Annotated in this window: 8 protein-coding genes; all 8 read left to right on the top strand. The window is 40.5% G+C overall.

Going from position 1 to position 11,993, the window contains the following annotated elements; all coding sequences use genetic code 11:
• The first annotated feature begins 21 nt into the window (after positions 1-21).
• The 8 genes from dapA to N521_RS15115 all read left to right on the top strand — a co-directional run bounded on the left by dapA (position 22) and on the right by N521_RS15115 (position 11,955).
• Entirely contained in the window at positions 22-888 is an 867-nt protein-coding gene (dapA, locus tag N521_RS15150; protein WP_025207349.1) for a 4-hydroxy-tetrahydrodipicolinate synthase, read from the top strand.
• Positions 889-1,059: 171 nt separating this feature from the next.
• Positions 1,060-2,727 carry a ribonuclease J2 gene (gene rnjB, locus N521_RS15145; protein ID WP_008344715.1) on the top strand — a complete coding sequence of 556 codons (1,668 nt, stop codon included), beginning with the start codon at positions 1,060-1,062 and terminating at the stop codon, positions 2,725-2,727.
• A 121-nt stretch (positions 2,728-2,848) separates the two neighbouring features.
• The gene (locus N521_RS15140; protein WP_008344713.1) at positions 2,849-3,577 is read left to right on the top strand and encodes a ClpP family protease; all 729 of its coding nucleotides are present in this window, start codon (positions 2,849-2,851) and stop codon (positions 3,575-3,577) included.
• Positions 3,574-3,810: a YlzJ-like family protein gene (locus N521_RS15135; protein WP_035392033.1), complete on the top strand. Its 237-nt coding sequence runs from the start codon at positions 3,574-3,576 to the stop codon at positions 3,808-3,810. Before N521_RS15140 ends, N521_RS15135 begins: the two co-directional genes overlap by 4 nt.
• Positions 3,811-3,920: 110 nt before the next feature.
• Positions 3,921-6,296, top strand: a complete 2,376-nt coding sequence (locus N521_RS15130; protein WP_035392030.1) for an FtsK/SpoIIIE family DNA translocase — start codon at positions 3,921-3,923, stop codon at positions 6,294-6,296.
• Between the two features lie 164 nt (positions 6,297-6,460).
• On the top strand, positions 6,461-7,186 hold the full coding sequence (locus N521_RS15125; RefSeq protein WP_035392028.1) for a GntR family transcriptional regulator: 726 nt from the start codon (positions 6,461-6,463) through the stop codon (positions 7,184-7,186).
• Positions 7,187-7,289: 103 nt separating this feature from the next.
• The gene (locus N521_RS15120; RefSeq protein WP_227820623.1) at positions 7,290-8,519 is read left to right on the top strand and encodes a bacillibactin exporter BcbE; all 1,230 of its coding nucleotides are present in this window, start codon (positions 7,290-7,292) and stop codon (positions 8,517-8,519) included.
• Positions 8,520-8,838: 319 nt separating this feature from the next.
• Positions 8,839-11,955, top strand: a complete 3,117-nt coding sequence (locus tag N521_RS15115) for an MMPL family transporter (protein ID WP_035392025.1) — start codon at positions 8,839-8,841, stop codon at positions 11,953-11,955.
• The last annotated feature ends 38 nt before the right edge of the window (positions 11,956-11,993 follow it).

The following is an 11,993-nucleotide window of genomic DNA, read 5'->3' as shown; positions in this document are numbered from 1 at the left end:
AATCATGATGAGGTGAAAAAAATGAATTTCGGAAATATCGCAACAGCTATGATTACACCTTTTGATAAAAAGGGCAACATTGATTTCCAAAAGCTATCAATTCTCATTGATTACTTGTTAAAAAACGGCAGTGACTCTTTAGTCGTTGCAGGGACAACAGGCGAATCGCCAACTTTATCGACTGAAGAAAAAGTCGCTCTTTTTCAGCAATCGGTGAAATTAGCAAATGGTCGTTGTAAAATCATTGCAGGAACAGGCAGTAATAACACAAATGCGTCTATTAAACTAACGAAAAAAGCAGAAGAAGCGGGCGTTGATGCAGTGATGCTTGTCGTACCTTACTACAACAAGCCATCACAGGAAGGCATGTATGCACACTTTAAAGCAATTGCCGAGTCTACATCTCTTCCTGTCATGCTTTACAATGTACCAGGAAGAACGGTTGCTTCATTAGCACCAGAAACAACGATTAAGCTTGCGCAAATACCGAACATTGTCGCAATCAAAGAAGCAAGCGGTGATCTAGATGCCATGACAAAAATCATTGCAGAGACACCAGAAGATTTTGACGTTTACTCTGGTGACGATAGCCTAACGCTTCCTGCGGTTGCGGTTGGTGCAAGAGGAGTCGTCTCTGTTGCTTCTCATATTGTAGGTCTTGATATGCAGCAAATGCTAAAAAGCTACGCTTCAGGACAAACAGCGAATGCGGCATTGATTCATCAAAAGCTGGTGCCGATCATGAACCAGCTGTTCTCAGCGCCAAATCCAACGCCTGTCAAAACAGCTCTTCAGCTGAAAGGATTAGATGTCGGATCTGTTCGACTCCCGCTTTTACCTTTATCAGAAGAAGAGAGACTGAATTTAAGCAGCGTATTAAACAGCTGATCAAAACAAAAAAATTCGTAAGCGGTCATTCTCAGATGTCCCTGAGTATGACCGTTTTTTATACATAAACACTTTCTTAAAATGTGACTTCATCTTGTTTTCTAAAATTAGATTCAGTTATAATAGCATTAAGCGATGATGGACGGGCTTGAGACTAGGAGGATAAGAATTTTGAAAAAGAAAAATACAGAGAACGTAAGAATTATTGCACTGGGAGGCGTTGGAGAAATCGGGAAAAACTTATATGTCATTGAGATTGATTCCGACATATATGTTGTAGATGCAGGACTCATGCATCCAGAAAACGAAATGCTAGGCATTGACGTGGTCATTCCTGATATCTCTTATTTAACAGAACGAGCTGATCGGGTGAAAGCAATTTTTCTTACCCACGGACATGATGAAGCAATCGGAGGCGTATTCCATTGCTTAAGCAAATTGTCTGTACCAGTTTACGGCACGAAGCTGACCCTTGCGTTACTTCGAGAAAAGTTAAAGCAATACGGCTTCAATCAAAAAGCTGATTTGCGAGAGGTTCATGCAAAGTCAGTCATTACATTTGAAACAACAAAGGTATCATTCTTTAGAACGAATCACAGTATTCCTGATTCAGTCGGAATCAGCTTCAAAACATCTCTTGGTTCAATCGTATGCACAGGTGATTTTAAATTTGATCAAACCCCAGCGCTTAACCAAGCCTGTGACATCGGAGAGATTGCGAAAATTGGAAACAATGGCGTTTTAGCACTTCTTTCAGACAGTGCAAATGCTGAAAAACCAGGCTATACACCTTCTGAGGCGCTCGTCCAAGACGAAATCTCAAATGCGATGTACAATGCTGAAAATCGTGTGATTGTGGCTGTATCTTCATCAAATATTAACCGTGTACAGCAGATCATTAATGCCACAAACCAAAATGGCCGTAAGCTTGCAGTAGCAGGAAAAAATATGATGACAACGCTTCAGCTTGCGATCAAACTTGGTTATGTGACAGCAGACGAAGAATTATTTGTTCCAGTCCAAGAAGTGAAAAAAATGGCGAAAAACAGTGTGGTCATTCTCACAGCAGGAAGCCACGGTGAGCCTCTCGCTGCTTTAACAAAAATGGCGAAACAAAATCACAAACAGCTTCATATTGAAAAAGATGACACGGTTGTGATTGCGTCTACACCTCTTCCGGGACAAGAACTCACCTATTCAAAAACGGTGGATTTCCTTACAAGAAGCGGAGCACAAGTGATTTTTGCTCAAAAACGAGTGCATGTATCTGGACATGGCTGTCAAGAAGAGTTAAAGCTCATGCTGAACTTACTGAAGCCAAAGTATTTAATTCCAGTAAACGGCGAATATCGCATGCAAAAAGCACATTCTCGTATTGCTGAAGAAGTGGGCATGAAACGAAGCGACATTTTCTTAATTGATAAAGGGGATGTTGTGGAATTTAGAGGTCAAAACGTCAAAATCGGTGAAAAAGTACATCAAGGGAACATTTTGATCGATGGTCTTGGTGTTGGTGATATTGGGAATATTGTCTTACGTGATAGACGCCTATTGTCTCAAGATGGCATCTTAATTGTGGTCATTACGCTCGATAAACAAAAGAAACAATTAATTTCTGGACCTGAGATCATCACAAGAGGATTTGTTTATGTAAGAGAATCCGAAGAGCTGATTGTGAAAGCAACAGAAATGGTCAAAGGGATTGTGAAAGAGCAAACGGAAAACTCAATTGTTGAATGGTCAACACTGAAACAATCCATGCGCGATGTACTAAATCAATTCCTATATGAAAAAACAAAACGCAAGCCAATGATCATTCCAATTATTATGGAAGTGTGATGAGAAAAGTCCAAAGAGCATAAGCTCTTTGGGCTTTTTTGATGTGACATGATGAATGCGGATGGAATGTGACGATCTTGTTCATAATAGGAGGAGAGTTTTTAGGAAAGGATGGAGACAAATGGACGAACAGAATGAACAGCAGCCTGAGCGAAAACCAGAAGAAAAAGATAGCATTATGAGCAAAATACAACAGCTTGGTGAAACAGCCGTCCCGCAGTTGTCACAAGATACAAACATACATTGCCTCACCATTATTGGACAAATTGAAGGGCACATGCAGCTGCCGCCACAAAATAAAACAACCAAATACGAACATGTCATTCCACAAATCGTAGCAGTTGAACAAAACCCAAAAATTGAAGGACTTCTAATCATTTTAAATACAGTCGGCGGCGATGTAGAAGCAGGACTAGCCATTGCGGAAATGCTCGCTTCTTTATCCAAACCGACTGTATCCATTGTGCTTGGCGGCGGCCACTCTATTGGGGTCCCAATCGCCGTATCGTGTGATTATTCATACATTGCCGAAACAGCAACAATGACCATTCACCCTGTACGCTTAACCGGTCTAGTCATCGGTGTTCCGCAAACCTTTGAATACTTAGATAAAATGCAGGAAAGAGTCATTAATTTTGTCACGAGTCACTCAAACATTACAGAAGAGAAATTTAAAGAGCTTATGTTCTCTAAAGGCAATCTAACAAGAGACATCGGGACAAATGTCGTTGGCCATGAGGCGGCTGAATACGGACTGATGCATGAAGTCGGCGGCGTTGGACAAGCGATTAAAAAGCTGAACGAGCTTATTGGAGAACGGGCTGCACAAAACGAGGGGCTGATCCAATGATTTTATATACACCTATGCCTTATGAAGCCATTTACGCTGAGGAACAAGGAGAACGCAAACTCCAGCAGGTATACATTCAGGGCGTGCCAGTGATGGTTGAAATGAAAGAAGATGAAGCGGAAATCGTTCAAGTAATGAGTACGAATCCAATGGACTTTTTGAATCAGGAGCTTGCACCAGGTAAGCGATTGAAGTTACATTTAGGCACCAATCAAACCGACTCATATGAATGATTCTATGCTATAATAAAGGGAAAACTTACAACAAGATGCAGCCAAAACCAGGCTGCTTTCTTTCTGATCTTTTCGTAGGTTATATTTTCTTTTGTAGTAAGGTGATGAGTATGGCGAAAAAGAGAAAACGTAAAACAAGAAAAAAACAAAATAAACAGCTAAAACTGAAATATGAACTAAATGGGTTAGTCTGTATTGCCATAGCGATCATTGCCATTTTACAGCTAGGTGTAGTTGGACAAACCTTTGTACATCTATTCCGATTCTTTGCAGGTGAATGGTTTATTCTCTGCCTTATCGGATTATTTCTTTTTGGTGTGACGATCTTTTGGAAAAAACAAATTCCTGATTTACTGACAAGAAGAAAAGCAGGTTTATACTGCATCATTGCGAGTATCTTGCTTTTGTCCCATGTGAAGCTTTTTCAGCATCTTTCAGCTGCAGGCGTGATAGGTTCTCAAAGTGTAATCAGAAATACGTTTGAGTTATTCTTAATGGATATGAAAGGTGAGACAGGCTCGCCCGATTTAGGAGGCGGTATGATCGGTGCTGTATTATTTGCGGCCTCCTATTTCTTGTTTGCACAAGCAGGGTCGCAAATCATGGCCATTGTGCTAATGCTGATCGGCATTGTGCTGATCACAAACCGCTCACTGCAAGAAATGGTCAAAAAAGTGACGCTGCCTGTATCACAATTTTTGGTGAAGCAGTGGAAAGCATTTATTGAAGATATGAAAGGCATAAGGCAGGCGAAAAAGAATGCACCTGCGCAAAAAACAAGTGAAAAGAAAAAACGTTCACGCTTGCAAGAAGAGGCCGAAGAAGATCATGATCATATCTTGATCGAGGAAGAAGAGCAGGCTTCTGACAATCGTCAGCCGATTATCTCAAGTTTTGCTGATCGAGATGACATGCTCACACCGCCGGTTCAAAAAGATCAGCCGGTCAATGAGCCAAATCCTCTTCAAGAAACTGTACAAGGCACTCCGTCTCATGATACAGGGGACGAACCGAAAGAAGCTCCGCCTATGACGTTTACGGAGCTTGAAAATAAGGATTATGAGCTGCCATCTCTTGATATTTTAGCTGAGCCGCAGCATTCAGGTCAGCAAACAGATAAGAAGAATATTTATGAAAATGCAAGAAAGCTTGAAAAGACCTTCCAAAGCTTTGGTGTAAAAGCAAAAGTGACACAAGTTCATTTAGGGCCGGCCGTCACAAAATATGAAGTATACCCTGATGTCGGCGTGAAGGTAAGTAAGATCGTCAACTTGAGTGATGATCTAGCCCTTGCATTAGCAGCAAAAGACATTCGAATTGAAGCGCCGATTCCTGGCAAATCCGCCATCGGAATTGAAGTTCCCAACGCAGAAATTGCGATGGTTTCTTTAAAAGAGGTTTTAGAATCGAAACAAAATGACCGCCCAAATGCCAAGCTACTCATCGGACTCGGCCGAAATATTTCTGGTGAAGCTGTGCTGGCTGAAATGAACAAAATGCCGCATTTACTTGTGGCTGGTTCGACAGGAAGCGGAAAGAGTGTATGTATCAATGGTATTATCACAAGCATTCTCATGAGAGCAAAACCTCATGAAGTAAAAATGATGATGATTGACCCGAAAATGGTTGAATTAAATGTTTATAACGGCATCCCGCATCTGTTGGCTCCAGTTGTGACCGATCCTAAAAAAGCCTCACAGGCACTTAAAAAAGTGGTTAGTGAAATGGAGCGCCGTTACGAATTGTTTTCTCATACGGGCACAAGAAATATTGAAGGGTACAATGATTACATTAAACGAATGAATCAATCAGAAGAGGCGAAGCAGCCAGAACTCCCTTATATTGTCGTCATTGTAGACGAGCTTGCTGATTTAATGATGGTTGCTTCCTCTGATGTAGAAGATTCCATTACAAGGCTTTCTCAAATGGCACGTGCTGCGGGGATTCATTTAATTATTGCTACACAAAGACCTTCTGTTGATGTCATTACAGGTGTCATTAAAGCCAATATTCCATCCCGCATTGCATTTAGCGTATCGTCACAAACCGATTCAAGGACCATTCTTGATATGGGAGGCGCAGAAAAATTGCTGGGCAGAGGGGATATGTTGTTCTTACCTGTCGGTGCGAACAAACCAGTTCGTGTACAAGGCGCCTTTTTATCAGATGAAGAAGTGGAACATGTCGTTGATCATGTCATCACGCAGCAAAAAGCACAATATCAAGAAGAAATGATCCCGAGTGAAGAAACGCAAGATCAGCTTGGGGCTGTGGACGACGACTTATATGATGAAGCAGTTGAACTGATCATTGGCATGCAGACGGCCTCTGTTTCTATGCTGCAAAGGAGGTTCCGCATCGGTTATACCCGTGCCGCACGTCTTATTGACGCAATGGAAGAGCGCGGGGTTGTCGGACCATATGAAGGCAGTAAACCGAGAGAAGTCCTCCTCTCAAAAGAACAACATGACGAGCTCTCTTCATAATTCGAAGAGAGCTTTCCTAACATGAAGTTAACGATATATTGATTATGTTAACTGGATGTCAGACTATTTATTTATTTGCAAAAACGTGATATAGTTATGTTCATCTTATCTCGGAATAGAGATTTCTCATCTTATCATTTGCATTGATTAGACGGAGGGAAAACATGTCGACCAAAACAGACAATCGCCATTTATATTTGAAAGTGATTGACCGTATTAAAGAAGATATTCAAACAGGTGTATATGCCGAAAAAGAAAAGCTCCCTTCTGAGTTTGAGCTCTCAAAGCTTTTAGGCGTGAGCAGAGCGACCCTTCGTGAAGCCCTTCGTATATTAGAAGAAGAGAAGTATTTAATTAGAAGGCATGGTGTGGGGACTTTCGTCAACTCAAGACCGCTTTTTTCTACTGGCATTGAACAGCTGACAAGTGTCACAAAAATGATTGAACAGGTCAATATGACGCCAGGTACGATCTTTTTGTCCTCACAAAAAGGGGAGCCGACAGAGAATGATGTCATTCGTTTTCAGTGTGATGAATCCGAGAAGGTTTTTTCAATGGAACGCGTTCGAACAGCAGATGGACAGCCAGTCGTCTATTGTTTAGATAAAATTCCGGTTAAACATCTTCCCGCTTCTTTTACTCATGAGGAAGAATCGCTTTTTGAGCTGTTTGGCAGAGAACCGCACACCGGAATTAAATATGCAGTGGCAGACATCGAACCGATTGGTTATCACGATCAGGCTTCACCGATACTAGAATGTGACCCAGAAACAGCGTTACTATTACTGAAACAAATGCACTATGATCAAGATGATCAGCCGGTCTTATACTCGCTCAATTATTTTCGAGCGGATAAATTCAGCTTCCATGTCATACGTAAACGATTTTAACAAAGCAGTCGCTTCCATAGGCGGTTGCTTTTTGTTTGCCCATACATAAAACCCGTGAAACATGCCACACTAATACGTAACAGTATATAGAATTGGGTGAATGATGTTGGGCGAGAAAACAGTCAGTAAAAAGAATATTATTGCATTATCATCAGTGCCTCTAATCATGACACTTGGGAACTCGATGCTAATCCCCGTATTACCAGAGATCGAAAAGAAACTCTCAATCACTTCCTTTCAAGTGTCACTCATTATTACGGTATACTCCGTTGTGGCGATTTTGTGTATTCCGATTGCCGGTTATTTATCTGACCGAATTGGGCGAAAAAAGGTGCTTTTGCCGTGCCTTTTAATCGCAGGACTTGGAGGAGCTGTGGCAGCTGTTGCCTCAACCATCATGAAAGAACCCTACATGTGGATTTTATTTGGCAGGGTCCTTCAAGGTGTTGGTTCAGCTGGGGCGGCACCTGTCGTTATGCCATTTATTGGCGATTTGTTTCATGATGATGAAGAGGTAAGTGCGGGACTTGGAGCCATTGAAACTTCTAATACAGCTGGAAAGGTACTAAGTCCTATTATTGGGGCACTTCTCGCTTCTTGGTTTTGGTTTGTACCGTTTTGGTTCATTCCATTCTTTTCAATCATCAGCTTTGTGATGGTACTGTTTATGGTTGAATCCGCAAAGAAAGAGGAAGATCCGCCTACATTTAAAGAGTTTTTAAAATCAACAAAGACGATTTTTAAGCATGAAGGACGCTGGCTTTATGCCATTTTTGCTATTGGCGGTTTTATTATGTTTCTTCTTTTTGGCGTGCTCTTTTATTTATCAGATAACCTAGAAGCAGCGTATCAAATAACGGGTGTCAAAAAAGGCTTGCTGCTAAGCATCCCGCTCCTTTTCTTATCAATCAGCTCGTACATTGCGGGGAAAACAATCGGAAAAGAAAAGGGGAAAATGAGGATATTTCTCATCGTTGGTATGGCTCTTTTATCACTTTCGTATATATTTTTATGGTGGAATCACAGTTTTTACGTGTTGTTTGTCTGCTTAAGTATTGGCGGCGTAGGGATTGGCATTGTGCTTCCAGCACTGGATGCGTTGATAACAGAAGGGATTGAAAAAGAGCAGTGCGGAACCATTACGTCATTTTATAGCAGCATGCGGTTTATCGGTGTTGCTTTAGGGCCTCCAATTTACGCATTTCTGATGGATAAAGGAGACGCCATCGTTTTTATTCTATCGACCATATGTAGTCTCATTTCATTATTTTTGGTCCTCTTTTTTATCCAGCCAGATGAAAAGGATGAAAGTGAACAATTGAAAACGGTTTAAACATAGAAAAAAGACGGTATTTTGCCATCTTTTTTCTTTTTTATAAATTGACATGTAAAATTTTGATAGTTAAACTAATGTATAGTAATATCTTTTAAATTATCCCAAATAGGAGGTGTTCAAAAACATTCATTTTCTGTCTTTGTTTTAAGGCAGAAATTGAGCTCGTGGCTGATGATGGATATGCGTTTCTTCAACACGAAAGGACAATTGAATAGGTCATCCTGCCATTAGCACGTTGAAGGAGACGAAGTCAGCACTTCAGACACGCTCAAAAACAGCAAATTGATTGATGAACTAGAAGGAGCTTGAAGCAGCTATGTTGCAAATAATTAAAGCAAGATGGATTGTATTAATGGTGTGGATGATAACAGCTGTGATTCTGTTTATTACTGCGCCCAATTTAGAGGAATTAACAAGAGAAAAAGGGCAGTTAAAGGTTCCAGAGGGGACACCAACAGCTGAGGCACTTCACTTATTGGATAAGCTTTCAGATCATAATGGGAAAAAAGATACTGGTGTGATTGTATTCTCCGAACAACATTTGTTCCCTGCAAAAGAGCAGGAATTAAAAAAGGCTTTAGCTGCACTCATGACACATGCCCCAGAACTCCACATTGACGGAATTACTTCGTATTTTCATGTAGAACGTGACATTCAAAAACAACTTTTATCAAAGGATAAAAGTACACTTCTTGTTCCATTCAAATTCGACCACTACGAAACAAAAGCTGTGAAGGTTAAAGAACGAATTGAGGAAGTTTTAAAGCCCTACAACGTCTCATATGAAATGACAGGTCAAAAATTTGTGGACTCAGATGTCATTAAAAGCTCTCAACAAGGTCTGAAGAAAACTGAACTTATTACGATGATTTTTATTTTCTTTATTTTAATAATTGTATTCAGATCGATACTGGCACCTGTTGTTCCGCTTATTACGATTGGCATTTCTTATGCTGTCAGCCGGTGTATTGTGGCTTTTCTCGTAGAATATACACCATTTCCTCTGTCTAATTTCACTCAGATTTTTATGGTAGCTATTATGTTCGGTATAGGAACGGATTATTGTATATTACTTTTAAGCCGTTTTAAAGAGGAGATTGGTCAGGGGCGTGATGTCAAAGAATCGATTATCATCACGTATCAATGTGCAGGGAAAACAGTCTTTTTCAGCGGCTTAGCTGTGTTAGTCGGCTTCTCAAGTATTGGTTTCGCAAAATTCCAATTGTACCAATCAGCCGTCAGCGTTGCCGTAGGCGTTGGCATTCTGCTCATTGCACTTGTCACAATCGTTCCCTTTTTTATGTCGGTTTTCGGAAAATCCCTTTTTTGGCCGTCTAAAAGAGAAAACATTCGTCATCCACAAAGTAAGATTTGGGAATGGGCTGGGCGCTTTTCATTTAAAAGACCGCTCATCAGCTTAGGGGTAGTTGCACTCATCACTGTTCCTCCAATTCTGATGTATGACGGCACTCTTTCTTATAATAGTTTAAATGAGATTGGGACAAAGTATGAGTCAGTGTCTGCATTTAATACGATATCTGAGCAATTTGGCTTTGGTGAAGCGCTGCCGCTGAATGTGCTTGTCGAAAGTGACAATGAGCTCGATAATCAAGAAAAGATTGTCATGATTGAAAAACTGACCCGTAAGTTAAGTGACATTGAGGAAGTAAAAGCGGTTCGCAGTGTCACTCGCCCAGTTGGAGACGGGTTAAGTCAGCTCTACGTTACCTCTCAAGCGAAAGAGCTGGGAGGAGAGCTTGGGAAAGGTCATGAGGGCATCGGGAAAATTACAGATGGCTTGACCGAAACAAACTTAGCACTTCTCAAACAAAAACCAAAAATTGAAGAATCCGCTAAAGGGATTGATCAATTGATTGATGGGACAAAAGCCATCAAAGGCGGGATCGGAGAAGTGAGGAAATCACTCATTTCTTTAGAGGATGGTGTGAGGCGCAGTAAAGAGGGCGTAGGAACCATTCGCACTGAAATCAAACAAGCGAAAAAAGAATTAGAGCAAGAATACCGCAGAAGTGAAACCATGATCCAAGATCTTGAACGAGTCGTAAGCACACTCGAAGGTCACGCAACATCAAATGAGCAACTGATGACAACGATTAAGAAAGTGAAACAATCCTATGAAAACGTATCATTTGAAGGACTTGAAAACCGGCTTCCAGAAATCAAAGATATGAATGAATATAAAGAAATCAAAAAAGTATTCAAAGACACAAAAGGAATGCTCGATCAAGCTGGAGAGCAAATGAGCGTCTATGAAGAGGAAGCGTCTGCCTTTAAACAAAAGATCAAGAAAGCAGATCAAGTCATTCAAACGTTCTCAAGCAAGCAAAAAGAAATCAAACAACAAGTAAAGGCGCTGATGACAGGTCTAGATCAAATTTATGATGGTCTTGATGAAACGAATAAAGGACAAAAACAGCTCATCAAAGAAATGCCTAAAATTGAAGATGGCGCAGATCAGCTGACTGATGGCCAAAAAGCCGTGAAAAAAGGGTTTAACCAGCTATCATCTAAACTCTCACTATTAACAGATGGATTAGATGAAAGTATTTCCGGACTTGAGCAAGTAAAAAGCGGCTTTACCGAGGCGGACAGCTATTTAAAACAACTTCAGGAAGCACCAGATGAAGAAGTAACGGGCTGGTTTATACCAGAAGAAGTACTGAAACGCCATGAATTTAAGAAAATATTTAATACGTATATGTCCCCAGATCGTAAATTAACAACCTTTGAAGTGATTTTAAATGTAAATCCATACAGCAATGAAGCAATGAAAGGTGTAGCAAAAATTGAAGAAACCCTTGATCAATATTTACCTGTAAGTGGTTTGAAAAACGCCAACTACGGTGTATCTGGTATCTCCAGTTTAAATGTTGACTTAAAAGAAACGTCAGACGGTGACTTTATCAGAACGGTTATTTTCATGTTAATTGGTATCTTTATTATTTTAGTTATATTATTAAGGTCAATCGTCATGCCGATATACTTAACACTGTCACTCATATTAACGTATTTTACATCCATTGGCTTAACAGAATGGATTTTCAAAACATTCTTTGGCTACGATGGTGTCAGCTGGGCTGTTCCATTTTTCAGCTTTGTGATCCTTGTGACCCTCGGCATTGATTATTCGATCTTCCTCATGGATCGTTTTAATGAATGGAAGGGAGAGCATGTTCAAGCATCCATGATATCAGCGATGAGAAATATGGGGTCGGTCATTATTTCAGCAGTTGCTATTTTAGCGGGTACTTTTGCTGCGATGCTGCCCTCGGGTGTATTATCATTAGTTGAAATTGCAACGGTCGTACTCATTGGACTTTTATTATATGCTTTTGTTGTTCTACCACTCTTTATCCCGGTCATGGTTCGCATCTTTGGAAAATGGAATTGGTGGCCGTTTAGAATGAAATAACAACTTGCGTCTCTGCTTTTAGCAGAGGCGTTTTTATT

This window comes from Bacillus sp. UNC125MFCrub1.1 (genome assembly GCF_000701305.1).
GTDB classification, from domain to species: Bacteria; Bacillota; Bacilli; order Bacillales; family Bacillaceae; genus Bacillus; species Bacillus altitudinis.
This window is presented reverse-complemented; position numbering and strand designations above follow the sequence as displayed.